The sequence below is a fragment of the Comamonas halotolerans genome, from assembly GCF_030162935.1.
In the GTDB taxonomy this organism is placed as follows: Bacteria; Pseudomonadota; Gammaproteobacteria; order Burkholderiales; family Burkholderiaceae_C; genus Comamonas; species Comamonas halotolerans.
The window spans coordinates 22365-49318 of record NZ_JASAUZ010000074.1 but is presented as its reverse complement, the minus strand read 5'-3'; the positions used below and the strand labels follow the sequence as shown (position 1 = coordinate 49318).

General features: G+C 57.1%; 23 protein-coding genes. 7 read left to right on the top strand and 16 right to left on the bottom strand.

All coding sequences use genetic code 11. The features are described from left to right. Window positions 1-22 precede the first annotated feature (22 nt). Window positions 23-331 (bottom strand): H-NS histone family protein, encoded by a 309-nt coding sequence (locus QEP11_RS18570; protein WP_284338132.1) that lies wholly within the window; start codon window positions 329-331, stop codon window positions 23-25. 260 nt (window positions 332-591) lie between these two features. On the opposite strand from QEP11_RS18570, the gene QEP11_RS18565 reads away from it, so the two are divergent. After that, the gene (locus QEP11_RS18565) at window positions 592-2493 is read left to right on the top strand and encodes a propionate--CoA ligase (protein WP_284338131.1); all 1902 of its coding nucleotides are present in this window, start codon (window positions 592-594) and stop codon (window positions 2491-2493) included. 323 nt (window positions 2494-2816) lie between these two features. Here QEP11_RS18565 and QEP11_RS18560 read toward each other — a convergent pair whose 3' ends face one another. Further along, window positions 2817-4103, bottom strand: coding sequence for a CaiB/BaiF CoA transferase family protein (locus QEP11_RS18560; RefSeq protein ID WP_284338130.1), 1287 nt, complete (start codon window positions 4101-4103; stop codon window positions 2817-2819). Window positions 4104-4247: 144 nt separating this feature from the next. Between QEP11_RS18560 and QEP11_RS18555 the strand changes: the two genes are divergently transcribed. Next, complete coding sequence (locus QEP11_RS18555; protein WP_284338129.1) at window positions 4248-5165, top strand: LysR family transcriptional regulator; 918 nt, start codon at window positions 4248-4250, stop codon at window positions 5163-5165. Window positions 5166-5276: 111 nt separating this feature from the next. Here the strand turns inward: QEP11_RS18555 and QEP11_RS18550 are convergent, their stop codons facing one another. The 4 genes from QEP11_RS18550 to QEP11_RS18535 are packed head-to-tail and all read right to left on the bottom strand — an operon-like array spanning window position 5277 to window position 8538. Further along, window positions 5277-5744: a PaaI family thioesterase gene (locus QEP11_RS18550; RefSeq protein ID WP_284338128.1), complete on the bottom strand. Its 468-nt coding sequence runs from the start codon at window positions 5742-5744 to the stop codon at window positions 5277-5279. Further along, entirely contained in the window at window positions 5741-6901 is a 1161-nt protein-coding gene (locus QEP11_RS18545) for an acyl-CoA dehydrogenase family protein (RefSeq protein WP_284338127.1), read from the bottom strand. Before QEP11_RS18545 ends, QEP11_RS18550 begins: the two co-directional genes overlap by 4 nt. A gap of 33 nt (window positions 6902-6934) precedes the next feature. Further along, entirely contained in the window at window positions 6935-8152 is a 1218-nt protein-coding gene (locus QEP11_RS18540) for a thiolase (protein WP_284338126.1), read from the bottom strand. A gap of 11 nt (window positions 8153-8163) precedes the next feature. Continuing rightward, window positions 8164-8538 (bottom strand): Zn-ribbon domain-containing OB-fold protein, encoded by a 375-nt coding sequence (locus QEP11_RS18535; protein WP_284338125.1) that lies wholly within the window; start codon window positions 8536-8538, stop codon window positions 8164-8166. A gap of 391 nt (window positions 8539-8929) precedes the next feature. On the opposite strand from QEP11_RS18535, the gene QEP11_RS18530 reads away from it, so the two are divergent. From QEP11_RS18530 to QEP11_RS18520, 3 genes are read left to right on the top strand one after another with little or no spacing between them, the layout of a single operon-like run. After that, complete coding sequence (locus QEP11_RS18530; RefSeq protein WP_284338124.1) at window positions 8930-10153, top strand: ABC transporter substrate-binding protein; 1224 nt, start codon at window positions 8930-8932, stop codon at window positions 10151-10153. Between the two features lie 15 nt (window positions 10154-10168). Continuing rightward, a complete protein-coding gene (locus QEP11_RS18525; RefSeq protein ID WP_284338123.1) occupies window positions 10169-11305 on the top strand; it encodes a zinc-dependent alcohol dehydrogenase family protein in 1137 nt (378 codons plus the stop codon). Then, entirely contained in the window at window positions 11302-12759 is a 1458-nt protein-coding gene (locus QEP11_RS18520) for an NAD-dependent succinate-semialdehyde dehydrogenase (protein WP_284338122.1), read from the top strand. Before QEP11_RS18525 ends, QEP11_RS18520 begins: the two co-directional genes overlap by 4 nt. A gap of 184 nt (window positions 12760-12943) precedes the next feature. On the opposite strand, the gene QEP11_RS18515 is transcribed toward QEP11_RS18520, so the two are convergent. The 8 genes from QEP11_RS18515 to QEP11_RS18480 form a co-directional block, all read right to left on the bottom strand. Then, window positions 12944-13930 carry a Bug family tripartite tricarboxylate transporter substrate binding protein gene (locus QEP11_RS18515; RefSeq protein WP_284338121.1) on the bottom strand — a complete coding sequence of 329 codons (987 nt, stop codon included), beginning with the start codon at window positions 13928-13930 and terminating at the stop codon, window positions 12944-12946. Between the two features lie 16 nt (window positions 13931-13946). Then, window positions 13947-15458, bottom strand: coding sequence for a class I adenylate-forming enzyme family protein (locus QEP11_RS18510; RefSeq protein ID WP_284338120.1), 1512 nt, complete (start codon window positions 15456-15458; stop codon window positions 13947-13949). 1 nt (window position 15459) lies between these two features. Next, a complete protein-coding gene (locus QEP11_RS18505; RefSeq protein WP_284338119.1) occupies window positions 15460-16440 on the bottom strand; it encodes a Bug family tripartite tricarboxylate transporter substrate binding protein in 981 nt (326 codons plus the stop codon). A gap of 383 nt (window positions 16441-16823) precedes the next feature. After that, complete coding sequence (locus QEP11_RS18500) at window positions 16824-18032, bottom strand: acetyl-CoA C-acetyltransferase (RefSeq protein WP_284338118.1); 1209 nt, start codon at window positions 18030-18032, stop codon at window positions 16824-16826. 39 nt (window positions 18033-18071) lie between these two features. Beyond that, window positions 18072-19361, bottom strand: a complete 1290-nt coding sequence (locus tag QEP11_RS18495) for an acetyl-CoA hydrolase/transferase family protein (RefSeq protein WP_284338117.1) — start codon at window positions 19359-19361, stop codon at window positions 18072-18074. Beyond that, the gene (locus QEP11_RS18490; protein ID WP_284338116.1) at window positions 19358-20155 is read right to left on the bottom strand and encodes an enoyl-CoA hydratase/isomerase family protein; all 798 of its coding nucleotides are present in this window, start codon (window positions 20153-20155) and stop codon (window positions 19358-19360) included. The genes QEP11_RS18495 and QEP11_RS18490 overlap by 4 nt, the downstream gene beginning before the upstream one ends. Window positions 20156-20422: 267 nt before the next feature. Then, window positions 20423-21316, bottom strand: coding sequence for a MaoC/PaaZ C-terminal domain-containing protein (locus QEP11_RS18485; RefSeq protein WP_284338115.1), 894 nt, complete (start codon window positions 21314-21316; stop codon window positions 20423-20425). Between the two features lie 18 nt (window positions 21317-21334). Beyond that, window positions 21335-22252, bottom strand: a complete 918-nt coding sequence (locus QEP11_RS18480; RefSeq protein ID WP_284338114.1) for an SDR family NAD(P)-dependent oxidoreductase — start codon at window positions 22250-22252, stop codon at window positions 21335-21337. 404 nt (window positions 22253-22656) lie between these two features. Here QEP11_RS18480 and QEP11_RS18475 point away from each other — a divergent pair, with 404 nt between their 5' ends. Continuing rightward, entirely contained in the window at window positions 22657-23823 is a 1167-nt protein-coding gene (locus QEP11_RS18475; protein ID WP_284338113.1) for an acyl-CoA dehydrogenase family protein, read from the top strand. A gap of 67 nt (window positions 23824-23890) precedes the next feature. After that, entirely contained in the window at window positions 23891-25255 is a 1365-nt protein-coding gene (locus QEP11_RS18470; RefSeq protein WP_284338112.1) for an MmgE/PrpD family protein, read from the top strand. 178 nt (window positions 25256-25433) lie between these two features. On the opposite strand, the gene QEP11_RS18465 is transcribed toward QEP11_RS18470, so the two are convergent. Next, window positions 25434-25814, bottom strand: a complete 381-nt coding sequence (locus QEP11_RS18465) for a PaaI family thioesterase (RefSeq protein ID WP_284338206.1) — start codon at window positions 25812-25814, stop codon at window positions 25434-25436. Window positions 25815-25934: 120 nt separating this feature from the next. Beyond that, a complete protein-coding gene (locus QEP11_RS18460; protein WP_284338111.1) occupies window positions 25935-26915 on the bottom strand; it encodes a tripartite tricarboxylate transporter substrate binding protein in 981 nt (326 codons plus the stop codon). Window positions 26916-26954 lie beyond the last annotated feature (39 nt).

The following is a 26954-nucleotide window of genomic DNA, read 5'->3' as shown; positions in this document are numbered from 1 at the left end:
TGACTTGCTGCTAAGTGAAAGCTTATTCAGCGGTTTGTTCTTGGATCAGGAAGTTCAGACGATCCTTGCCTGCAATCCAAAGAGGGGGCTTACCGCGGCCTGTCCAGGTTGCACCAGTTTCTGGATCACGATACTTGGGTGCTACGGTCTTGTGACCAGCCGAGGAAGCACGCGCAGACTTCTTGGAGAAAATGTCGTCTTCAGTCAATTCGTACTCGGCAACAATGGCGCGAACTTGGGCAATGGCAGATGCCAAGGCTTCTTTACGTGCCGCTTCAATTTGCTTTTCGAGTTCAGCGCGTTGCGCCAGCAGTTCTTTGTAAGTAGTCATCTAGCGGTAGATATGAAGAAAAAAACTGGCAGCATTGAAATGCTTGCCTTCGATGATGAGTGACATTGTATATCAATCACAACAAAGAAAGTACTACGTGAGATATATCTGAATTTATTTTGCAGGTTTTTTGTAAGGGAGAGCTGTCTTTGCACACCCTGCATTGATATGGAATGAAGCTGTATTGCCTTCTATGTCAGGTTGTAGAAAGTGCCGAATGAATAATGCGTTACTGATAAAACGATAAGGAGACAAGGTACATGACACGATTTAACGAGTTCCATCACTCTTCAATAGCATCTCAGTCCCGAGACACTTTTTGGCAGGAGCAAGCCAACTATGTGACATGGCACCAGAAGCCACAACAGGTTTGCGATTACAGCAATCCGCCATTCGCGCGCTGGTTTGCAGATGGAGAGCTCAACCTCTGCTACAACGCTGTCGACCGGCATTTGCCAGAGCGTGCAGATCAGGCGGCATTGATTGCGATTTCAACTGAGACAGAAACGGAGAAGACATACACCTATCGCGAGCTACATACTGAAGTGCAGCGCATGGCTGCGGTTTTGAAGTCTTTCGGTGTAGACAAAGGGGATCGCGTTCAGATTTACATGCCGATGATGGCCGAGGCCGTATTTGCCATGCTGGCTTGCGTGCGTCTGGGGGCCATTCACTGCGTGGTTTTTGGTGGATTTGCATCAGCGTCTTTGGCATCACGAATAGATGATGCAAAACCCAAGGTGATTGTCAGCGCAGATGCTGGCTCGCGGGGAGGGCGTGTGGTGCCTTACAAGCCACTTTTGGATGAAGCACTCAAAATCAGCGCGCACAAACCCGAAGCAGTGATTTTGGTTAACCGCGGTTTGGCGCCCATGGATTTGCGAGCAGGTCGTGATCATTTGTGGGCTGAGTTGCGAGATCAGCATATGGATGCATGCGTGCCATGTACATGGGTCAAATCCACGGATCCAAGCTATATCCTGTATACGAGTGGAACAACAGGGAAGCCCAAAGGCGTTCAGCGTGACACAGGTGGATATACCGTGGCGCTGGCGGCCAGCATGCCCAATATTTTCAACGCCAAAGCAGGACAAACCTTTTTCTGTACCAGCGATATTGGCTGGGTTGTCGGACACAGCTATATCGTCTACGCACCACTGATTGCGGGCATGGCGACCATACTTTATGAAGGTTTGCCAATACGGCCAGATGCCGGTATTTGGTGGAATCTGGTGGAAAAGTACCAAATCACGCACATGTTTTCAGCGCCAACCGCTGTGCGTGTGTTGAAAAAGCATGATCCAGCGTATTTGAGCAAATACAACCTCTCAAGCCTGCAAGCACTCTGGCTGGCTGGAGAGCCTCTGGATGAACCGACAGCGAAATGGATCAGTGACGCGCTGCAAGTTCCGATCATTGACAACTATTGGCAAACCGAAACAGGCTGGCCGATCATGACCCTGTGCAATGGGGTGGAGCAACAGCCCAGTAAGTTTGGTAGTCCAGGCAAGGCGGTATATGGCTACAACGTCAAGTTGATTGACGACAAGACGGGTGATGAGCTTGTCCAACCCAATGAAAAAGGCGTGCTTGCCATTGAAGGCCCCCTACCTCCTGGTTGTATGCAAACCGTTTGGGGAGATGATGAGCGCTTTATCAAAACGTATTGGGAAAGCATTCCGGGCAAACTGATCTACAGCACGTTCGATTGGGGTATCCGCGATGAGGATGGCTATTACTTCATCCTTGGACGAACTGACGATGTGATCAATGTGGCAGGGCACCGTTTGGGTACGCGAGAAATCGAAGAGTGCATTTCAGCACATTCGGACATTGCAGAAGTAGCCGTTGTGGGAGTTGCGGATAATTTGAAAGGGCAGGCTGCAATGGCCTTCGCGGTCGTGCGAGATGCGAGCAAAGTGGCAGCTGCCCAGCAGCAAGCGGCCATGGAAGCTGATGTCATGAAGCTGGTGGACAGCCAGTTGGGAGCGGTTGCGCGCCCATCGAGGGTGCTGTTTGTCACCGCATTGCCGAAAACACGCAGTGGCAAACTGCTGCGCAGAGCACTGCAGGCGGTGGCTGAGAGGCGTGATCCAGGGGACCTGACAACCATGGAAGACCCGGCTGCGCTGGCTCAGGTAAAAGCATTGCTGGATGCATAAAGCAGCGAAGTAAATCCTGCGTCAACACCAAGGGCGGCAGAAGCGCCCTTGGTGTTTTATGCGCCTTATTTTACGTATACGAGGAATTTGTCTGGGTGCGCGGAGGTATCGAATTCGAGCAGGTTTGATTATCAAGAGATGAATTGCCTTGATGGCGTGAGCAACGCCGTCTTTAGCCTTTATGAGATCAATGGTGATCTTCTGCTGCGCAAGCTTGGTTTCGCCCAAATTTCATTGGCGTCGTTGTGGAGCAAAGGTGCCGCAGGCAATCATAGGGCCTTGGCGGCAAGCCAGTCGCTCTTTGACTGACCGGGTAAATACCATTAAATAACGCCTTTGGCACGTAGCGAGTCAATCTGCCGCTCATCCAGGCACAACTGCGTTTGCAGCACTTCTTGCGTATGCTGACCTAGCGCTGGGGGAGCGTAGCGCAATGAAGTCGGGGTATCAGACAGGCGCAGCGGACTGGCAGTGCTGTAGATGGTGTTGATGCTTTCTCCCTGCGGAAGTTTGCCGTCGGGGTAGCGGTCTTGCTGCACACGCAGGCCGCGTGCCTGTACATGGGCATCGGAAAAAGCCTGGGCAATGTTATTGATTGGCCCGCAGGGCACGGCACGCGATTCAAGCAGACTGATCCAGTCTGACGTGGAGCGCGAGCGCGTCAGTGCTGACATGATCTCGACCATTTCCACGCGATTGATCACGCGCGCAGCATTGGTCGTGAATTTGGCATCTTTGTGCCAGTTCACTCCAGCGGCTTCGCAAAAACGGGCGAACTGTCCATCGTTGCCGATAGCCAGCAGCACATTGCCATCGGCGGTGGGAAAGTCTTGGTAGGGCACAACGCTAGGGTGGGTGTTGCCCTGGCGGCTAGGAATATTACCGGTATTGTGGAAACCTGCCCCCTGGTTGGCCAAAATGGCCATGGCCACATCCAGCAGGGCCATGTCGATATGTTGGCCGCGTCCAGTGCTGTGGCGCGCTTCCAGTGCGCCCAAGATAGCGCTGGTTGCGTACATGCCTGTGAACAGGTCGATCACGGCGACACCCACCCGCATGGGGCCGCCACCGGGTTCATTGTCAGCACGGCCCGTGATGCTCATAAGTCCGCTCATGGCCTGGATAAGCAAGTCATAACCTGCGCGTTGTGCGTAAGGCCCGGTTTGACCAAATCCGGTGACCGAGCAGTAAATCAGGCGCGGGTTGATGGCACTCAGACTTTCATAGTCCAGTCCATAGCGCTTGAGACCGCCGGTCTTGAAATTTTCCACGACGATGTCGCTGTCTTTGGCCAGTTCGCGAATGATGTTCTGACCTTCTGGGGTGGCCATATCGACTGTGACAGAGCGTTTGTTGCGGTTGCAGGCAGCAAAGTAGCAAGCGTGTTCGGAGGGGGCCCCTGCAGCATCAGCGAAAAATGGAGGGCCCCAGTGTCGCGTGTCATCGCCTTCGCCCGGTTTTTCAATCTTTATGACGTCCGCGCCCATGTCGGCCAGATTCTGTGTACACCATGGACCAGCAAGCACGCGAGAGAGGTCAAGAACACGCAGGTGACTGAGTGCGCCGCGACGGGCAGAGGTTGGAGCAGTAGGGTGATTGGATGCTGTCATTCGAAGAACCAAAGATGCCAAGAGACTTTGTCCATCGTAGATAAAGTGATGGCCAGCTGGCTTCGGATTTGTGAAATGCGGGTTTACCCAAGGCGCGCAAATACGGGACATTCAGTGCTTCCAAGTCTTTCTAGAATGATCTCCATGACTATGCACTTTGACCTTGTTGACCTGCGTTTGATGAGCAATATCGCGGAGGCCAACAGCATGACCCGAGGCGCTGAACTGTCGTTCATTTCTCTGCCTGCTGCCAGTACCCGCATCAAAAATCTGGAGGACAGCATTGGCACCAAGCTGCTCTATCGCACCAGCCTGGGTGTGACCCTGACACCACCTGGGCAGGCTTTTGTCATGCATGCACGTACGGTGCTGGGTCAGATTGAGCATCTGCGCGGAGACATGCAAGAGTATGTGCGCGGCATCAAGGGGCATTTGCGGGTGTACGCCAACACCACGTCGCTGAGTGAATTCCTGCCACCTGTGTTGCGTGCATTCTTGGGTGCCAATCCTGATGTGAATGTGGATTTGCGTGAGCGTCTTTCGCACGATATCGTGCGTGCCGTCATGGACGGGCAGACGGATATTGGCATTGTGGCAGGGCTGGTGCGTACCGAAAATCTGGAAACTTTGCCGTACCGCAGAGACCGCTTGGTACTGGTTGTGCCCAAAGGTCACCCACTGAGTGGTGAAACGCAACTGGCATTTGCTGACACGCTGGACCTGGACTATGTGGGTCTGCATGAGTCCAGCGCCATCCATGCTTTCTTGCGTCAAGCCTCCGACTTGCTGCACCGTCCCATCAAGCAGCGCATTCAGGTCAGCAATTTTGAGACTGCGTGTCGCATGATTGAGTCGGGCGTGGGGGTGGGCGTATTGCCCGAGTCTGCTGCGAGTCGGCATGCAGAGTCTATGGACATTGCGATCGTGCCGCTGTCGGATGCCTGGTCGTTGCGCGATATGCAAATTTGCATGCGTAGCCTGGAGGGATTGCCAAGTTTTGCGCGTGAGCTGGTGGATATGCTGGTGGCGGATGCGCAGGGCAAACCATTTCACAAAGCGTGAATGATCAATAAGAATGGCTGACTGAATTCGCTTTTCACGCAGCCATTTCTTGCATCAGATGCTTGTCCATCCAAACATCAGACATATCGCTGAGAGGCACATGCTCATGCCCTAATTGGTGTTCGATGGTGTATCCAATGTGGTGGGCGCCAGCCAGTACTTGAATGTGCCGGTGGCAGAAGCAAGCAAACTGCCTTTTTCGTCAGTGATTTGCCCGGCACAGCTGCACAGGCTGCGGCTGGCATGCACCACCCAGCCCTCGGCCAGCAAAGCGCCTTTGCCTGGACGGTGGAAGCGGCTGCTCATCTCTACGGTCACGGCTGTTTGTGATGGCGCACCAGCAAGCTCGCCTGCAGCCCGAGACATTACAGCGTCGAACAGCGTCATTAGCACGCCGCCATGTGCTGCAGGTAGTTGGTTGAGCAGTTCGTCACGCAGATGGGGAAGATGTATGCGTACCTTCCCTTCGGGGGCAGGAATTTGGGTGGCGCCAATGAGGCGCATGAATGCATTGCGGTCACTCGTTGCCTGATTCACCGCTGCCTGCACTGCTGCTAAAGAAGTGTTGTCATTCATCATGCGTTGGCACGGGCTTCACGGATCATGTTTTTGGCAATGATCAACTGCTGGATCTGGGTGGTGCCTTCATACAAGCGGAAAAGGCGAACATCGCGGTAAAAGCGTTCGATACCGTACTCAGACATATAGCCCGATCCGCCCAGAATCTGCACAGCCCGGTCTGCCACTCGGCCACACATTTCGGTGGCAAACATTTTGGCGGAGGATGCGTGCGTGGAGACGTTTTCACCAGCATCGCGCCGGCGCGCAGCGTCCACGGTCATGCACTCGGCGGCATACAGCTCGGCCTGGCTGTCGGCCAGCATGGCCTGTACCAGCTGGAAATCGCAGATGGGTTGCCCAAACTGCTTGCGATCGAGTGCGTATGCAAGTGCGTCGCGCAGGATGCGTTTGGCAACTCCGACGGCCACGGCTGCAATATGTATACGGCCTTTTTCCAGTACCTTCATGGCCGTCACAAAGCCTTTGCCTTCTTGCAGTCCGATCAGGTTGGCTGCTGGCACCTTGACGTTGTCAAAGATCACATCACAGGTGTGAGCGCCGCGCTGGCCCATCTTCTTGTCGTACTTGCCAAAGCTGATTCCAGGCGATTTGGCATCGACGATAAATGACGACACACCTGCTGCACCCTTGACGTCTGGGCTGGTGCGCGCCATCAAGGTGAAGATGCCGGCGTGCGGCGCGTTGGTAATAAAGCGCTTGGTGCCGTTGACTATGTAGAAATCGCCATCCTTGATGGCAGTGGTGCGGATGGAGGCAGCATCAGAGCCAGCTTCGGGCTCGGTCAGTGCAAATGAGGCAATGGTTGCGCCAGTGGCCAGTTTAGGCAGCCATTGCGCTTGCTGCTCGGCGGTGCCGTCCATCAAAATCCCTTGCGAGCCAATGCCCACCGTGGTGCCGATGATGGAGCGGAACGCTGGCGATGTCTGGCATAGCTCCAGCAGCACGGCCACTTCTTCCTCCATGGTCAGCTCCAGGCCGCCGAATTTTTCTGGAATGGTCAGACCAAACAGCCCCAGATCTCGCATTTCCTGCACGATGGTCGGAGGGATTTCATCGGTTTCGGCTACTTCATTTTCAGCCGGAACCAGGCGATCACGGACAAAGCGGCGAATGCTGTCAAGCAGGGCTTCAAGGGTTTCAGGATCACGAATCATGGTGTCTTCCTTGTTCTTTTTGAGTGGTGGATATCACAGGGCATCTGCTGTGCCCAAGATGGCGGTGGCCTGGCTGGAGAGCGTGCCGCCGTTGCCATGCACGACGGCAGTGTTGTGTTTGCTCAGTTGGCGCTGGCCAGCTTGTCCTCGAAGCTGCCGCACGGCCTCAATGAGCAGAAATACGCCATACATGCCCGGATGCACGCAAGACAGCCCCCCGCCGTTGGTGTTGACGGCCAGCCGCCCGCCTGGAGCGATGCCGCCACCCTGGACAAAAGCACCACCTTCTCCCTTGGCGCAAAAGCCCAGATCTTCCAGGAACAAAATGGTGTTGATGGTGAACGCATCGTAGAGCTGGGCCATGTCCATATCGGCAGGTTTCAGGCCCGCCATGTCAAATGCCTGCTTGCCAGACTGGGAGGCCGCGGTGACAGTGAGATCGGGCATGCAGGAAATCTGGCGGTTCCAGCACGCGGTGGCGTTGCCCAGGATGTAGACCGGGGGCTGAGCCAGGTCTTTCGCACGGTCAGCGCGACTGAGAACAATGGCACCGGCGCCATCGGTCACCAGACAGCAGTCACGCACGCCAAAGGGGGATGAAACCATGCGGGCGCTGAGCACATCTTCAATGGTCAGCGGATCACGCATGAAGGCTTCCGGATTCATTTGTGCCCAGGCGCGGGCAGCCACGGCCACTTCCGCCATCTGCTCTCTGGTGGTGCCAAACTCATGCATATGACACTGTGCGGCCATGGCATAGGCGGACGGCGGTAGCAGCGGATCATAGGGATGCTCGTAGGGCTGTGGATCCATGATGCGCCGGGCGGCAACAATCTCTTTGCGGCCATGGCTGCTGGTGCGTTGTGCGCTGCCATAGCAGATCAGCACATGCTTGCACTGGCCTGCTTCAAGCGCACGGATGGCCGGAAGCAGGTGTGCGATGAAGCTGCTGCCGCCCAGCATGGTTCCGTCGATGTAGCTGGGGTTGATGCCGAGATGCTCAATCACAGGCATTGCCCACATGCTGGCTGTGACACTGCAAGTGGCAATGCCATCAATATCCTGCATGCTCAGACCGGCATCGGCCACTGCTGCGTGCGCCGCACGCACCAGCAGCGTCATGTCGTCCAGACCCGGTGATTCACCGCAGCCATACGTTGCTGCGCCTGCAATGGCGACTTTGCCACGCAGAACACGGTTCACTTCAGCAGCATTGAGAGAAGACTGGGGTATTTGGAAAGCTTGTGACATGGCAGATCTCCTCATGCGCTCTGTTCAGGCAGAAAAACCACGAGGCCTTTGCCGTTGTGTTGAATCACTTGTGCTTTCACGCGCATGCCAATTTGCACTTGTTCTGGAGGCATGCCATCGACGCGGCCCATCATGCGTACCCCTTCATCAAGGTCGACCAGCGCAACGTTGTAGTTACCACCTGCGTCGGCTTTGCGCGCAATGGTCGTGTGCGAGTAGACGGTGCCGGTACCAGCGCTGCGCACCCATTTCAGAGGGCTATTGCCGCAGTGCGGGCACAGTTCGCGCGGGGTGAATACGTGGTGCTGGCATGCTGTGCACTGCTGAATGCCAAATCGGCCAGCATCCAGTTCGGCCTGGTAATGGTTCTGTGCGCTCAGTTGCATAGAAGAAGACGCGAAGCGCCAAAAGACAGTTGGGTAAATGCCATCGTTTGATTGACGATGGCGCTGCTAGAAACAGGATGCCTTCAAGTGCCTGTCGCAGCAATTTGGCAATCTGAAAGGGTGTGTTTGCCCTTGTTCTCGCGTTGTACAGCGAAGGGCTTGGAATGTGTGAAAGCAGTGCTTTGCCAATCTGAAAGACTTCTTCGCCTGAAGATATCGTCAAGCAACGCTGCGTAGTGCCACAGCGCGAGATATAGCTATGAATGAGCGAGCGCAGCACAAATAGACCTTGGCGCGAAGTCTGCTGACATACCCGGGAAAAGCCTCAAGGAGCGTCATGCTTCCTCGGGCATGCTGGTTTGGATGTTCCACAAATTCACAGGAGACATGAATGCCCAGCAATTTTCTTCAGCGTAGCACAGCCGTCGCTGCATGTATGGCGGTGTTGAGTGCCACCACGTTGGCTCAGGCCCAGAGCATTTCAGATGACGTGGTCCGTATCGGGGTGTTGACGGATATGTCGGGCCTGTATGCCGATACGGCGGGCAAAGGCTCGGTGGAGGCCGCGAAGATGGCGGTGGAGGACTTTGGTGGCAGCGTGCTGGGGAAAAAGGTGGAGGTGGTTTTTGCTGACCACCAGAACAAGGCCGATATCGGTGCTACCCGCGCACGTACCTGGTTTGACCGCGAAGGTGTTGATGCGCTGGTGGATTTGAACAATACGGCTGTATCGATTGCAGTCTACAACCTGGCCAAAGAGCGCAACAAGCTGATCCTGAATACAGCGGCGGCTTCCGATGTGTTGACCAATGAGCATTGCATTCCTACTGCCATTCACTACACCTACGATACTTATGCCTTCGCAAGCGGTGCAGTACATGGGCTGATGTCTCAGGGCAAGAAGGATTGGTATGTTCTGGCCGTGGATTACGCTTTCGGCAAGACAGCGACCAACACCATCACCCATATGGTGGAAAAAGGTGGAGGCAAGATCACGGGCAAGACGTTCTACCCTTTGGGTGCGAATGACTTCTCCTCTTTCATCTTGCAGGCCCAAGGCTCTAAATCACCCGTAGTGACCTTGGTAAGTGCCGGCAACGACACAGTGAATGCCATCAAGTCTGCGAGCCAGTTCGGCCTCATGCCCAAGCAAACCTTGGTGCCGCAAATCATGTTTATCAGTGATGTGCACTCTCTGGGCCTGAAACTGGCGCAAGGCATGGTGTTTGCCACAGCGTTCTACTGGGATCGGACCCCAGAAACAAGAGCTTGGGCAGAGCGTTTCAAAGCGCGCATGAATGTCATGCCTTCAATGATTCACGCAGGCGCGTATTCGGCGGTAACCCAGTATCTGAAAGCTATTGAATCCACTAAAACCGATGAGGGGCTAACAGTTGCCAAGCAGCTCAAGAGCATGAAGCTGGACGACATGTTTGCCCAGGGTGGCCATATCCGTGAAGACGGGCGCATGGTGCATGACATGTATCTGGCGCAGGTGAAGACGCCTGCTGAGTCCAAAGGTACTTGGGACTACTACAAGATTTTGAGCACCATTCCTGGCGAGAAGGCATTCAAACCGCTGTCCGAGAGTACATGCGCGTTGGTGAAGAAATAAATACAAGGAGGATCCATGAAAACACGTGCAGCCGTATTGCGCCAGGCAGGCGCATCCATGCCATTTGCGCAGTCGCGTCCGCTGGATGTGGTGGAGGTGGATTTGCAAGCTCCACAGCGTGATGAGGTGCTGATCAAGGTGATGGCCGCAGGCATCTGCCACTCTGACCTTTCCATCATCAACGGCGACCGCCCTCGCGCCACACCGATTGTGCTGGGGCATGAGGCCGCAGGCATTGTGGAGCAAGTAGGCGAAGGGGTCATGGACCTGGAGGTTGGTGACCATGTGGTACTGCTGTTTGTGCCCAGCTGTGGACATTGCCTGCCATGCGCAGAAGGCCGACCTGTGCAGTGTGAGCCTGCGGGTGCTGCCAATGTGGCAGGGACCTTGCTCAATGGCGAGCGGCGTTTGTCGGAGAACGGTCAGCCCATCAACCACTTTGTCGGTCTTGCTGCGTTTGCCGAGCACACGGTGGTGGCGCGGCAAGCTGTGCAGAAGATCGACAAGCGCATTCCACTGGACATCGCAGCACTCTTTGGTTGCGCCGTGATGACTGGGGTGGGAACGGTGGTTAACGCGTGCGGTGTCCAGCCAGGGCAGAGTGTGGCCGTGGTGGGCATGGGTGGCGTGGGACTTTCGGGCATTTTGGGGGCGTTGGCGGCGGGTGCCACACAAGTGATTGCGGTGGATATTGCCGATGACAAGTTGGCCATTGCCAAACGCATGGGGGCCACGCACACGGTGAATGCCAAAGATGCGGATGCAGTGGCGCAGATTCGTAGCATCACCCAGGGAGGCGTGCACCACGCATTGGAAATGGTGGGTGCTGTCGCCGGGCTGGAGCTGGCTTACCAAGTCACGCGCAAAGGAGGTACGACCGTGACCGTTGGTCTGCCACGTATCAGCGATCAAATCTTCAGCTTCACCTCGGCGCAGATGGTGGCCGAAGAGCGCACGCTCAAAGGCAGCTATATGGGCAGCTGTATTCCGCGGCGAGATGTTCCGCGCTACATCTCCTTGTATGAGGCAGGGCGTTTGCCAGTGGAGCAGTTGGTGACAGGTTATCTCACGCTCGATGAAATCAATGAGGGTTTTGACCGTTTGGCGCGCGGCGAGGCTATCCGCCAAATTATTCGCATGGGGGAAGTATGAACAAGGTGATGAATATCGGGGCAACGTCTTATCCCTCGCCACAGCTGCTGATTGATGGCCAATGGCTGGGCGCCGAAGGGCGTGTGACTGAAGAAGTTCTCAACCCTGCCACGGGTGAAGTGCTGGCGCTGCTGCCCCATGCCACGCAGCAAGACCTGGAAGCTGCCGTGCAGGGGGCCAAAGCAGCGTTTGCAGGCTGGCGCGCGATGGCCCCGCAAGAGCGTGCGCGCATTTTGCGTGCGGCAGCCGATTTGCTGCGTGAACGCGTGGAGGCGATTGCGCAGACCATGACGATGGAGCAAGGCAAGCCGCTGCGAGAGGCGCGGCTGGAGTTGCTGGCCGCGGCCGACACATTTGACTGGTATGCCGAGGAAGGTCGTCGCAATTACGGCCGTGTCGTGCCTGGGCGCACGTTGACACAGCGCATCACCGTGCTGCATGAGCCTGTAGGGGTGTGTGCAGCTTTTACGCCGTGGAACTTTCCTGTCATCACGCCCGCTCGCAAGATTGCCGGGGCATTGGCCGCGGGTTGCACGCTGGTGCTGAAGCTGGCCGAAGAAACACCTGGCTGCGGTCTTGCGCTGGTGCGTGCATTGCAGGACAGCGGCTTGCCTGCTGGTGTGCTGCAGGCCGTATTTGGCGTGCCATCGCAGGTGTCGGCGTATTTGTTGGATCATCCGCTGATTGCCAAGTTCTCCTTCACAGGCTCCAGCGCTGTGGGGAAATTGCTGGCGCAGCAGGCGGCCAAAACCCTCAAACGTGCCACTATGGAACTGGGTGGGCATGCTCCTGTGATCGTGTGTGCCGATGCCCATGTGCAGCAAGCGGCCGATATGCTGGTTGCGGGCAAGTACCGCAATGCCGGGCAGATTTGCATTGCGCCCACCCGGTTTTATGTGCACCGCAGCCAGTACGACGCTTTTGTCGCGGCGTTTGTGGAACGTGTGCGGCAAATTGTTCCGGGAAATGGACTGGATGCCGCATGTGGCATGGGCCCCATGGCCAATCCAAGGCGTATTGAAGCCATGCGCAGCTTGATCGCCGATGCGGTGCAACGTGGCGCTAAAGTGGAATGCGGTGGGCAGGAGATGAAAGGCCCCGGTTTTTTCTGGCAACCCACGGTGCTGACCGGGGTGCCAGAAGATGCGCGCCTGATGAACGAAGAGCCTTTTGGCCCTTTGGCACTGATCAACCCCGTGGACTCCGTGGAAGAGGCGATCGCACGTGCCAACCGTCTGCCTTATGGCTTGGCCAGCTATGCGTTCACGCAAGACAGTGCAACCCGCATGCAACTGGCTCGGGGTCTGGAGACCGGCATGCTGGGCATCAACAGTTTGACGGTATCCATGCCCGAGGCGCCTTTTGGCGGGGTGAAAGAAAGTGGATGGGGCTCTGAGTGCGGGATCGAAGGCTTGCAGGCCTATTGCGATATCAAGCTGATCAGCGAAGATTGAGTTCGCATCCAGCGGCGCAGCGCGCAGGAGCTGTGCCGCTGCTGTCAAACGTCAAGATTGAGGGGCTGAGATATGCAAAAAAAGGCAGCCTGCGGCTGCCAAGAACGTCGAGGAGACGACGAAATAGATAGGGAAGGAGCGTTGTTCGCTGTGCGGGCACAGTCTGGCACAGCCAGTCTATGCCTCAACCTGGCTTGATGCCTGCAGTTTCAATCACGCGCTTCCATTTCTGTAGTTCGTTGTGCAGCCGCTGGCGCATTTCTTCCGAAGTGCCTGGGTCTCCTTCGGCACCAGCTTCAATCAAGCGCTTCTTGACGCTGGGATCGTTGAGGGCCTGGTTGAAGTCGGCATTGAGTTTTTTCAGCACGGCCTCTGGTGTTTTGGCGGGGGCAAACAAGGCTGCCCATGAATACGCCTCGTAATTGGGTAGACCGCCCGATTCAGCGATGGTTGGCACATCGGGCAACATGGCCGATGGCTTTTTGCTGGCAACACCCAGCACCTTCACGCGTCCGGTTTTGATGTGCTGTAGTGCGGATGGCGCATCGGCAAACATCAGTTGAATCTGGCCCCCGAGCAAATCCGTCATGGCTGGCGCACTGCCTTTGTAGGGAACGTGCTGGAGCTGAGTACCCGCTTCCATATTGAATAGCTCGCCGGCAAGATGGGTGCCGCCTCCATTCCCCGAGGATCCGTAGCTCAGTCCGGTGCCCTTTTTGGACAAGGCAATCAGCTCTTTGACATTGTTGGCGGGTACTGAAGGGTGTGCGACCAGGAACACCGGAAACATGGCTGCGAAACTGACGGGCACGAAGTCTTTTTCGATGTCGTAATTGAGTTTGTCAAGCAGCCAGGGATTGACGGAGTGATGGATGGAGCCCACAAAAAAGTTGTAGCCATCCGGTGCTTCTTTGGCTGCTGCGGTGGCACCGACCACGCCACCGGCACCTGCGCGGTTGTCGATAATGGTGGGCTGCCCCCAGACTTCACCCAGCTTGTGTGCGGCAATGCGGGCTGTGGTGTCCACTGGTCCGCCAGCAGGGAAGGGAACAATGAACTTCACGGGTTTGCTCGGCCATGCGGGAGTTTGCGCATGAGCGAGCAGACTCAATGGGACGAGGCAGGTTGCAGCCAGAAGGTAGCGGCGTGCAAGCGTAGAAGCGGTTGCCATGGTGATGACTCCTGGTTCAGGTGGAAAGCGTTTCAACTTGCTCTTGGAGCATGCGCTTGAGAATCTTGCCGTTAGGGCTGGTGGGCAGGGAGGCAACGGTTTCGATGTGAGAGGGCAGCTTGTAGGGCGCCAAACGCTCACGCAGGTGGGCGTGCAAGTCCTGCAGATCCACCTGGCAGCCGGGGCGCAGCTCTATGTAAGCAATGACTTGCTCATTGCCATCCGCGACTTTGCGTCCCAGCACGGCGGAGCGTTCGATGCTGGCATGGGCATTGAGCGCTGTCTCGACTTCTGCGGGATAGACATTGAAACCTGAGCGTATGATCATTTCCTTGAGGCGTCCTACCACCCACAGCGCACCATCGGAAGCCATTTCTCCGATGTCTCCGCTGGCGTACCAGCCTCCGGGGCGCATGACCGCAGCAGTGGCCTGCGGGTCACGAAAATATCCGGGCATCAAGCCGCGTCCTCGCACCCACAGTTCGCCTCGCTCTCCGAATGGCATGGGCTGGCCGGTTCCGGGATCTGTGACCTGTACCTCGGCTTGCGCTACGGCATAACCAGCACTGGTGTCTTTGCGCCATTCATTCATGCGCGTGATATGCACAGAGCCTGCGTATTCAGACAAGCCGTAGCCATGATGCAGTGCCTGACCAAAAAGTGCCTCAACACGCTGTTTGAGTGACAAATCCAGTGGGCCTGCGCCCGTGTATACAAAGCGCAAAGAGGGCGCTGAGATGTGTGTGAGCCCTTGGGTTTGCAGATAACCCAGCAATCGGGAATAGAGAGCCGGAGGGCCTTGCAACTGCGAAACACCGTGGTTTTCGAGAGCATCCAGCAGGTCTGCCGGATCAAAATGGGTGCGCATGACCAACTGTGCGCGTGCGTGCAATGCGGTAAGCATGACGGTGGCCAGACCAAAGATGTGCGTCATGGGCACAAAGGCGTAGCATCGGTCGGCAGGCGAGAGCGCACGTGATGCTGCCGATTGCTCGGCAAAGTGGCACAGGGCGTCGTGGCTCAGCATCACCCCTTTGGGCTGTCCAGTGGTGCCTGAAGTGAAGATGAGCCCCGCAACTTCGGTTTGAAGCGGGCCAGTTTCAGCCTGGCTTTCGACACGCACAGCACTGTGGGCCAGTCCTTCAAGGCAGCTTGGTGTGGCATGAAAGCGCATCGCATGGTCGCGGGCACTTTGTGATGCATTGGCGGTGAAATACACCACGCGCGCATCGGCGCGCTGCGCGAAAGCATCAATCTCTGCAGGCGCCATACGCGCATTGACTCCACAAGACCATGCTCCGATGCGGCTGCAGGCAAAGATCAGCGCTGCATGTTCAGGGCAGTTTTCAGCAACAACCATGACGCGATCACCGGCACGTACATCCAGTGCACGCAACTCAGTTTCCACCTGAGTGCTCATGCGGTCAATGTCAGCGAAGCTCAAGCTGCGATCAGGCAGGAGAATGAAAGGGGCATTGCCTTCATGCTCAAGGCTTTGTTCAAGCAGATGATGGATGCGCGCAGTCATGTTAGTTGACCTCGATGCCCTTGGTGACCGTTGCCCACATGGTGCGTTCCTTGGCAGCCCGATCGCTCAGGACCTCGGGAGTGCCAATCCACTCGTCATACCCCAGTTCGGCATAGCGTTTCTTCAGCTCTGGCTGATTCAGTGCTGCGTTGATGGATTTGTTCAAGCTTGTCACCAGCTCAGGCGACATCCCCTTGGGCCCGTAGATACCGTACCAGCCTCCTACGTCAAAACCTTCAAGGCCCTGAACACCCGATTCAGCAAAAGTTGGCACATTCGGCAAAGAAGCATTGCGCTTGGGAGATGTCACTGCAATGGCGCGAACCTTGTCACTATGGATATAGGTGCTGGCCGTGCTGATGATGTCCTTCATCATGTGGATCTGTCCGCCAATGACATCAGTCATCGCCGGGGCGTTGCCCTTGTAAGGTACGTGATTCATTTCAATACCGCTACGGGTGGCAAACAGGAGCGCGCCCAGGTGGTTGGAACTACCAATACCTGCAGAGCCGTAGCTGAGTTGACCGGGGTGAGCCTTGGCGTACTCCACCAGTTCTTTGACGTTGCGGTAGGGTTGATTGTTGTTGACCACCAGCACGTTGTAGTAGCTCAGTACCGGAGCCAAAGCGGTCAGATCTTTGGCGGGGTCAAACTGCATCTGCTTCATCACATTGGGGCTGATGGTGATGGTGGGGCTTGCCGCATACCACAGCGTTTTTCCGTCAGGTTTGGCACGGACAACTTCGGAGCCGGCCAGCGTGGCGTTGGCGCCGGTTTTGTTTTCCACGGTCACAGGAACACCCAATTCTTTGGACAGGGCTTGAGCAAAGAGCCGAGCGCCCTGATCGACAGGTCCACCGGCCGAGTAGCCCACCATCAGGCGTACCGGTGCGTTATTGGATATTTGTGCATGGGCCGTGGCTGCGGCGGCAAGAGCCACGGCGGTCAACAAAAGCTTTCGGCGTGTGTGAGTGGAAGCCATCGCTTGTCTCCTTGAGTTGATGTCTTGCGTGGCATGGAAGTGCGAACACAAGAACGTTTTTTTCAATGCGAGAAACAATGGTGCTGTGACACGAGTTCGGTTGGAATCTGCTTTTTGAGAACCCTGGCTTTGTGCGAAGTTAGTGGGTGATAACCCTTGAGCTGCACTGCATGTGCGCAACAAAAGCCACTGACTCTCGACAGGTCAGCGGCATACAGGCTTGCGTCAGGCCTAGGCAGAGGTGAGCAATCTTCTCGCTTTAGACCCGCTAACACAGCCATTGATACGTCGTTGCTTCGCCTTGTCGTACAACAGTACTGCCTGCGGCTTCGCGCCTCGTCTCAATCGTAAACCTTAGGTTTGCTGGGTAGTGTCAGCGGCTCTTAGTAGCGTTCAAATACGGCGGCAATGCCCTGGCCGCCACCAATGCACATGGTTTCCAGCCCATAGCGTCCCTTGCGGCGCTCAAGCTCGTGCAGCAATGTGGCCAATATGCGGACACCGGTGGCACCAATGGGGTGACCCAGTGAAATGCCTGAGCCGTTTACGTTCAGTTTGTGCTCAATGGCATCCCTGTCGCTCCATTCCCACCCCTTGAGAACAGCCAGAACCTGGCATGCGAAGGCCTCATTGAGTTCCACCAGATCCATGTCGTTGAGGCTCAGGTTCAGGCGAGCCAGCAGTTTTTTCACGGCTGGGACCGGACCAATTCCCATGTGCGAAGGCTCACACCCTGCTGCAGCCCAGCCCACCATGGCCGCCATGGGCGTCAGCCCCAGCTCTGCCAGTTTGTCTTCCGCCACAATCAGGCAGGCAGCAGAAGCATCGTTTTGCTGGCTGGCATTCCCAGCGGTGACCGTACCGCCCGGCATGAGTACGCGGAGTTTGCCCAGGCTCTCCATGCTTGTGCCTGCTCGAAAACCTTCATCTCGGCTAAACAGCAGTGGGTCTCCTTTGCGCTGCGGAACTGAAACAGGCACGATTTCGGCATTGAAGCGGCCAGCTTCCCAGGCATCAGCAGCCCTCTGATGGCTGCGCACAGCAAATGCATCGGCCTCATCACGGCTGATGTTGTAGTCGCGGGCCAGGTTTTCGGCAGTTTCAATCATGCCGGAGATCTTGCCAAAGCGTTCCACAGGTTGCGAACGCTCACGTCCACGCTCCAAACGGTCATACATGCGTACATTGCCTGAGCGAGCACCCCAGCGCATGTCAGGGCTGTAGTATTCGATGTTGCTCATGCTTTCCACGCCACCTGCGATCACCACGTCAGCAGCTCCGCTTTGCACCATCATGGCCGCTGTGGCAATGGCTTGCAGCCCTCCGCCACAACGGCGGTCCAATTGCATGCCAGGCACTTCCACGGGCAGACCGGCTTGCAATGCAGCCCAGCGCCCTACACAGGGTGTTTCACTGTTGGCATAAGACTGGGCAATCACCACGTCATCAATGCGAGCAGGATCAATGCCGCTTTTTTCTACAACAGCTCGTACTGTGGTTGCTGCCAGTTCTTCAACGGAGACGGGGCGCAAACTGCCTCCGAATGTGCCAACGGGGGTGCGAAGCGGTGAAACAATAGCGGCTCGGCGCATGGGAAACTCCTGTTGTTTGTAATTCAGATGTCAAAAAACTCAGCGGGCATGAAAGGCCGCGCCGCATTGGCGCAGCAAGTTGTGGGCTTGCTGATCGAGAGATTCACGGTGTTCGGGAGCCGCAATATCAATCATGCGGCGAACCCTTTTGGACAGAGGCTGGCCACGCAAGTCCGCCACACCGTATTCGGTCACGATCAGACCTGCATCTGCACGCGGGGTGCTGACCGGGCCTGCCAGCTGCGCCACGATGCGGCTGTGGGCTTTGGCCGTGGAGGGCAGGGCCACAATCGGCAGTCCACCCTTGCTGCGTGCTGCTCCGCGCAGAAAATCCATGGCTCCGCCCACGGCTCCCATATAGATACCACCCGCGACTTCCGCATTGATTTGGCCGGTCAGGTCAACCTCGATGGCGGAGTTGATGGCAACAAACTTGTTCAGGCCTGACAGTATCTCGGGGGCGTGTGTATAGCCCGTATCGCACATCTGCAATTGCTGGTTTTGATGGGCCCAGCGCCGCAGGCGCTCTCCACCCATCAGCACGCCTGCTGTCCCCATGCCGACATTGATGTTCTTGCGAGCATTGTTGAGCGCGCCTGCATCGGCCAAATCCGCAATGCCGTCGCCAATGGCACCACTGTGCAGCCCCAGGTCTTTATGGTGGCGCAGCGCGGCAGTCACCGCTTCGGGGAGATTGCCTATGCCCAACTGAATGCAGCTGCCATCTTCGATCAGGGCTGCAATATGCGAGGCAATAGATTTTTCTGTCACGCCGGGCTCTGAGCGCACCATGCCAGGCAAGGCGCATTCGGAATCGACTAGCAAAGCAAAATCGCTGGCTTTCAGATATGGTCCCCCAAAGGTCCAGGGAACATCGGGATGCACTTCGCCAACGATGACACGGGCGCGCTCCATTGCTGCGGGTATGTATTCGCGCACCTGTCCCAGGCTATAGCGACCTTGCGCATCAGGCGGCGATACTTGCACAAACACCACATCTGCTGGAATGCGGCCTTGCGCAATCAGCACGGGCAACAGCGAGTAGTGTGAGGGGATGATGTCCAGCACGCCCGCTTGGGCCAGTGCGCGGTGCGGCCCACTGGCTGCATAGCCCAAAAAATCCAGCACATCTGCATGCTCAGGAAGCAAGGTGTTTGAAAGGCCCAGCCCTACAAAAACTTGTAGACGGCCACCTTGCCCAAGTTGATGGCGATGCTCCACCAGTGCCCGGCTGAGTGTCAGTGGCTCGGCGGTTGCCTGTCCCCACCAGATGGTGTCGTTGGGACGCAGCAGCGCTTGCAAGCGATTTGCAATCGCGCTGTTGCTCATGTCTGCCGATCCCAGTCAAAACGCAGCGGTTGCTTGGCTTGAAAGCGCTGGAGGGCATCCTGGTGGTAGGCGGAGTTGCGGCAGGTCACTTGTGCATAAGCTTCCAGCTCGGCAGCGGTTTGCGCATTGAGCTCGAAGGACTGATTCATGATGTTCTTGGCCATGCCGATGGCAGCCGTGGAGGCCTCCCCGAAACGTGAGGCCAATGTCTGTGCGGCAGTTTGCAAAGCGGCAGCATCTTCCACAATGTCGTAGACCATACCTAATTGCTTGGCCTCATCGGCTGCCACGGTTCGTGCTGTAAACACCAGCTCTTTGGCTTTTTGCAAGCCCACGATACGTGGCAGCAACTGCATTGCACCCAGATCGGGAATCAGGCCAATCCGCGCAAACACTGCGCAGAATTTGGCACTTTGGGTGGCAATCACAAAATCTGCGGCCAGAGCAAGGCTTAACCCCGCACCAAAGGCGGCGCCGTCAACGGCTGCAATGACGGGTTTCTCCATATTCACCAGCACAGAGAACCATTGGTGCAGCTTGCGCATGCGCTCCCGGTAGCCCACGCTATCCAGTGTGCTTTCCATCATCAGGCGCAGGTCGCCACCTGAGCAAAACGCACCGCCAGCGCCGGTAATGATCACCGCATGTACTTGCTCGTCATCTCGCATCTGGAACACGGCTTTGGACAAGCCATCACGCATCTCCAGGCTCAGAGAATTGCGTGCTTGCGGGCGGTTGAGCGTGATGGTGCCCACACCGTTTTCAATATGGGTCAACACAGGGGCTTGGCTCATAGGGCTCCCGAATTTCTCAAAATGAAAAAAAATGGCAGTGTCTGTGCTGCCTGCGGTTGCCTTGGCAAGGTGGCGCAGTGCACGCATTCATTGATGCGCGACCTGCCAGGCTGGTTCTGTTAAGACCCGCTAACACAACCATTGATACGTCGTTGCTTCGCCTTGTCGTACGCCAGTACTGCCTGTGGCTTCGCGCCTCGTCTCAATCGCAAGCCTTCGGTTTGCTGGGGGGGGTTAGCGGCTCTAAAGGTTGGTTGTGACCGTGGGCTATGCCAGTTCGGCGAGACCATGGCTGAGCACAATCTTGTCGCGCTCCAGTACCCTCGCGCGGAGCTGATACAGATTCGGATTGCCGGACGTATGCCAGATTTCTGTGACCAGTGTTTCACCAGGAAATACCGGAGAGGTGAAACGAATGTCCAGCGCACGAAAACGTGCCGCATCACCACCTGCACACTGGCGCAGCAGTGCAAGGGTGACAAGTCCGTAGCTGGCCAGACCATGCAGGATCGGGCGCTCGAAACCGGCCGCTTGTGCCACGGCTGGGTCTGCGTGCAGAGGGTTGTAGTCGCCACAGAGGCGGTACAGCAGTGCGGCTTCTGGTCGAATGGACTGGGTGTCGACAAAGTCGGGCGCACGATCTTCTGGCACAGCCTGTAGTGGTGGAAGTGGCGCATCTGATGGTTGTGCGCCGTTGGCACTGAAGCCACCGTCACCGCGCAGGAACGAGACCTGTTGTACCGTGGCAAGCAGTTGACCGTCGGCAGTTTCCAGGCGGCGTTCAGTCACCATGATGGCGCCTTTTCCATCTCCCTTGTCCGTCAGGTGCGTGATCTGGTTGTAGCCAACCACATCTGCGGCTGCGGGCAACGGCTGGTGCAGCCGCATGCGCTGCTCACCGTGCAACAGCTTGACCCAGTCAATGCCGGTGTCAGGCTCACGCGCCCAAAAACCAGGGTAACCCAGCACCACAGCCTGGGAAGGCACGGTTTTCAAGCTGTTTCCGTCCCTGCCTTCATAGACATAGGGCAGGGCGGTTGTGTCTAGGGGGTTGTTGCCCACCCCGAGGCTGAGCGCATACAACATGCTGTCGCGTGCCGTGTATTGTTGGCGCACCGGTGCGAAATGGCGGCCCTTCAAATGGTGGTAATCAATCGCCATGGAATACCCCCCGCTTGCTTAGATGGGGTCCCAGCTGAACACATCGGCTGAGCGGTCCATGGGGACAAACGACGCCTTCAGCGCTGGCATGCCGTGCTCAGCGATGAACTCCGGGGTCCAGCCTTCGCTGCGGTGTACCGAGCGCAGTGGCCTTGGCTGGCTCATCAAGAAAATTTCGTTGTTGCGCACGGCAAAGATCTGGGCATTGACGTCATGCGCGGCATCTGACAGCAGGTACACAGCCAGGGGCGCGATCTTGTTGGGCGTCATTTGCTGAATCTTGGCCACACGTGCTTGTTGTTCTGGAGTGTCCGTCGGGATGGAGCCAATCATGCGACTCCACGCAAACGGCGCAATACAGTTGGAACGCACATTGAATTTGGCCATGTCCAGTGCAATGCTCTTGGACAGAGCGGTCAAGCCCAGCTTGGCGGCTGAATAGTTGGCCTGCCCCAGGTTGCCGATCAGGCCCGAAGTGGAGGTCATGTGCACCAGGGCGCCGCTTTCCTGCTCCTTGAAGTGGTTGGCAGCAGCACGGCTCATGTAGTAGCTGCCGTACAGGTGCACCTTCAGCACGGCGTCCCATTCGTCCAGACTCATCTTGTGGAAGAAGCGGTCACGCAAGATGCCGGCATTGTTCACAATGCCATCAATGCGACCGAAGGTATCCACAGCACATTGCACGATGCTGCTGGCGCTGCTGGCTTCCGAGACACTGTCAGTGTTGGCAACGGCCTGACCGCCTGCAGCCTTGATCTCGTCCACCACTTTTTGTGCTGGGCCAGCGTCCGTGCCTTCACCCGTGGTCGAAGTGCCAATGTCATTGACCACGACTCTCGCGCCTGCGGCAGCCATTGCCAAAGCGATATCACGGCCGATGCCACCCCCGGCTCCGGTGACCACTACGACTTTGTCTTGCATCATTTTCTGTGTCATGGCTTGTCTTCCTTCGGTTGTTGTTGCGAGTGCTGATTGTTGAGCATGCCGACAAACTGCCCTGAGCACTATTTGACAATGGCTAGGGAGGACTTCGTCTCTGTGAAAGTTTGGCTTGTTGTACAGCGTGCTTTCACCTGCACTTAGGCAGTGTCAAAGACGTGCTTTCAAAAACATGGATTGTCTTGTCGCCCGGCTGTTGTAACCATGGCGGTAATTTGCGCTGCTTGTACAGGCACTACTGCCGTTATCAGTTGAGCATGGCTTCAAGAGGTGTAACTCGTGCTCATTTCAAAGCGTGTACATCCCTCGTGCTTTGGCAAGTGCGTTGTTCAAGTCTTCTCTGTGCCATTGCCAGTTGCGATCTGACCGCAAGGTTCACTTCCATCCATTCAAGACAACCCATGATTGAGCTGACCCAATCCAACAACCACCACGAAATCCGCGATGCGATCCGTGACCTGTGCGCTGCTTTTCCAGATGAATACTTCCGCAAAGTGGACGAAGCGCGAACCTATCCGGAGCAATTCGTCAACGCACTGACCGAAGCGGGCTGGATGGCGGCGCTGATTCCACAGGAGTACGGAGGCTCAGGCCTGGGACTGACCGAAGCCTCGGTCATCATGGAAGAGATCAACCGCTGCGGTGGCAACTCCGGAGCCTGCCACGGCCAGATGTACAACATGGGCACACTGCTGCGCCACGGCTCTGCCGAGCAAAAGCAAAAGTACCTGCCCAAGATTGCATCGGGCGAGTGGCGTCTGCAATCCATGGGCGTGACCGAGCCCACCACGGGCACCGACACCACCAAGATCAAGACCAGCGCCGTCAAGAAAGGCGACAAATACGTCATCAACGGCCAGAAGGTCTGGATCAGCCGCATCCAGCACTCGGACTTCATGATCTTGCTGGCGCGCACCACGCCACTGGCCGAAGTGACCAAGAAGAGCGAAGGCATGTCGATCTTCATGGTGGACCTGCGCGAGGCCGAGAAAAAGGGCATGACCGTGCGCCCCATCCCGAACATGGTCAACCACGAGACCAACGAGCTGTTCTTTGAAGACCTGGAGATTCCTGCCGAGAACCTGATCGGACAGGAAGGCAAGGGCTTCAAGTACATCCTTGATGGTCTGAACGCAGAGCGCACACTGATTGCCGCCGAATGCATTGGTGATGGCTACTGGTTCATGGACCGCGTGACCAAGTATGTGAAGGATCGCAACGTGTTTGGCCGCCCCATCGGGCAGAACCAGGGCGTGCAGTTCCCGATTGCCGAGACCTTTATCGAGCTGGAAGCCGCCAATCTGATGCGCTGGAAGGCCTGTGAGCTGTATGACAAGCACGAGCACATGGGCGCGCAAGCCAATATGGCCAAGTACCTGGCGGCCAAGGCCAGCTGGGAAGCGGCCAATGCCTGCCTGCAGTTTCACGGTGGTTTTGGCTTTGCCTGCGAGTACGACGTGGAGCGCAAATTCCGCGAAACGCGTCTGTACCAGGTGGCGCCCATCTCCACCAACCTGATCTTCTCCTACGTGGCCGAGCACCTGCTGGGCCTGCCACGTTCGTTCTGACCAATTCTGTCTAGCCAAGTGAAGCGCCCCATGACTTTGCAGCCGCTGAGCTGCCAAGGAAACACCTATGAAACATGAAACAGCAGTGCAGATCCACCCACTGGCCACCTTTGCAGCCCAGTTGCGCTGGGCCGATGTGCCCGAAGCGGTACAACGCAAAACCGAAGACCTGTGGGTGGATTGGTTTGGCTCTGTACTGGCAGGCCAAAGTGCACGCCCGGTGCAAAGCATCTGCCGCTTTGCGCTGTCGCAAGGGCCGGCCTCTGGTGCCAGCGAAGTGATTGCCCAAGGCGCCACCACCTCGCCCATGATGGCAGCCATGGCCAATGCGGCTGCCTCACACGTGGCTGAGCAGGACGATGTGCACAACGGCTCGGTGTTTCACCCTGCGGCCGTGGTGTTCCCACCTGCGGTCGCGGTGGCGCAAAGCATCGGTGCCAGCGGTGCGCAACTCATGGCAGCCTGCGTGGCAGGCTATGAGGTGGGCATTCGCGTGGGCGAGTTTCTTGGCCGCAGCCACTACAAGATCTTCCACACCACCGGCACGGCGGGCACGCTGGCTGCCGCCGCTGCTGTGGGCAATTTGCTGGGCCTGACGCCCTTGCAAATGCAGCATGCGCTGGGTTCTGCGGGCACGCAATCGGCAGGTCTGTGGGAATTTTTGCGCACCGCTGCCGACAGCAAGCAGCTGCACACCGCACACGCCGCCAGCGCAGGTCTGATGGCTGCGTATCTGGCCCAGGATGGCTTTACCGGCGCGCAGGACATCTTCACCGGCCCGCAAGGCCTGGCGGCAGGCATGAGCCAGGATGCCAGCCCAGCCAAACTCACCGACGGTCTGGGCACACGCTGGGCCACGGCAGAGACCAGCTTCAAGTGGCACGCGTCCTGCCGCCACACGCATCCTGCGGCAGACGCACTGCTGCAGGTCATGCAGCAAAACAAGCTGCAAGTGGCAGACATTGCGCATATCACCTGCCATGTGCACCAGGGTGCCATCGATGTGCTGGGCCCCGTTGTGAGCCCCAGCACGGTGCACCAGAGCAAGTTTTCCATGGGAACGGTGCTGGCACTGGCTGCACGCTTTGGGTTTGCGGGTTTGACCGAGTTTGACGCGCACTTTCAAGCGCCGGAGACTGTGGCTGTGCGTGAGAAAGTGCAGATGGTGCTGGACGCTGAAGTGGATGCTGCCTATCCGCAGCGCTGGATTGGCAAGGTCACCGTGCAGACCGTGGACGGACGCACGCTGCAAGGGCGCGTGGACGAGCCCAAGGGAGACCCGGGCAACACCCTGTCGCGAGCGGAGATTACGGACAAGGCCTTGCGACTGGCAGCTTACGGGGGAGCCGTCACTGCAAATCAGGCACAAACATCGATTGAACTGCTGTGGCAAGTGGCCCAGTGGGAGCGTGTTGCGAAGTTGCTGAACTAGTAGCGTATTGCACTACCGGCTTCCCCCGCGAGCACTGCTTGGTTGGGGAAGATGCTACGCCGTCCGGTAGCATGCTTGCTCAGAGCTTGCGGACGGCGGCTCGATAGGGCAATCTTTTCTCTGTTCATGTTCCGCCTGATGCGGGAGTGGCATTCCTGCAATGCAATACAGCGAGTGGTCAGTTCACGGGTGCTGGTTGGCGCAAGATGAGTTTGAAAGAGCCCGTGGCCATGGCCACCAAGGTGCCGTCTTGCATGCGCACTTCACCACGCGCAAAGCTGATTGAGCGGCCACGACGCTCACAGCGTGCGGTGGCAATCAAGTCACCGGAGCCGGCACTGACATAGTGCAGGCACAGATCAATGGTTGCCACGCCGTAGGCTTCTGGGTCGTGGGCGCGGCAAGCCGAGGCCAGGGCACAGTCCAGCAATGTGGCAATGGAGCCACCGTGTACTTCACCCCGGCTATTGGCTTGCTCGGCTTGAAAAGCCATGCGGATTTGCGCGCTATCTTCACCAATGCGTTCGCCCCTGAACGCCATCACGCGGGACATGGGCATGGGCAGACCAAACAGCACACCGTCAGCTGCGTTGGCATAGCGGGTGGGGTCCAGAACAGTGTTATCAATAGCAGCGGAGGTGGTCTGTGTACTCATGGATGGAAATAAAAAGTCATTCACTTAGTCAATACGGGCACCAGTGGATTTCACCACGGCAGACCAGCGCTGTATCTCCTGGTCAATGTGTTTTTCCAGCTCTGCGGGGCTGGAGCCTACGGCTTCATAGCCTGCGGCAGTCATTTGCTGCTGCAGTTGTGGCGTGGCGACGGCTTTGGCAATTTCAATACTCAATCGCTGGCTGATGGATGCAGGTAGCTGTGCCGGGCCAATGATGGCGTACCAGCCATTGATATCGAAGTCCTTCAACCCTTGCTCCTGGACGGTAGGCACTTCTGGCGCAAGCGCAGAGCGCTGCTTGCTGGTGACAGCAATGGCGTGCATGCGACCACTGCGAACGTGTGGCATGGAGGTGGAAATGCTGTCGAATGTCAGGTGAATATCACCTGCAAGCATGGCGTTTACAACGCCTGCGCTCCCTTTGTAGGGGACATGCGTCATTTTGACGCCTGCGCTGCTGCTGAACAGCTCTCCAGCAAGATGTCCGGTATTGCCATTGCCTGCCGAACCAAAAGTGAGCACCCCTGGCTCGGCTTGGGCCGCCTTAATCAGGGCGGGGATATCGCGTGCAGCAAGTTTGTTGCTGGCAACCACAATCATGGGCAGGTTCGCCACCAGCGACACTGGCGTGAAGTCTTTGCGTGTGTCGTAGGGCAGCTTGGGGTAAAGACTGTCGTTGATGGCATGTGCAGCCAGCACCATCAAGATGGTATGTCCATCGGGTTTGGCGCGCGCTACATATTGCGAGGCCACGGTGCCACCAGCGCCTGCCTTGTATTCGAGAACCACGGGCTGGCCTAGCTGTTGCTGTAATTGCAACGCCAAAGGGCGTGCCAGCAGCTCGGCGCTGCCTCCAGGTGGATACGGAATGACAAGCTGAATCGGTTTGCTGGGCCATTCCTGGGCGAAGGCAGAGGGAGCGGCCAAGGAGGTGGCGGCCAGTGCTGCAGTCAGAAAGGCGCGGCGGGACATAGCTTTGGACATGGGAACCTCACTTGAAGTGATGGCTGGCAGGGGAGGCCG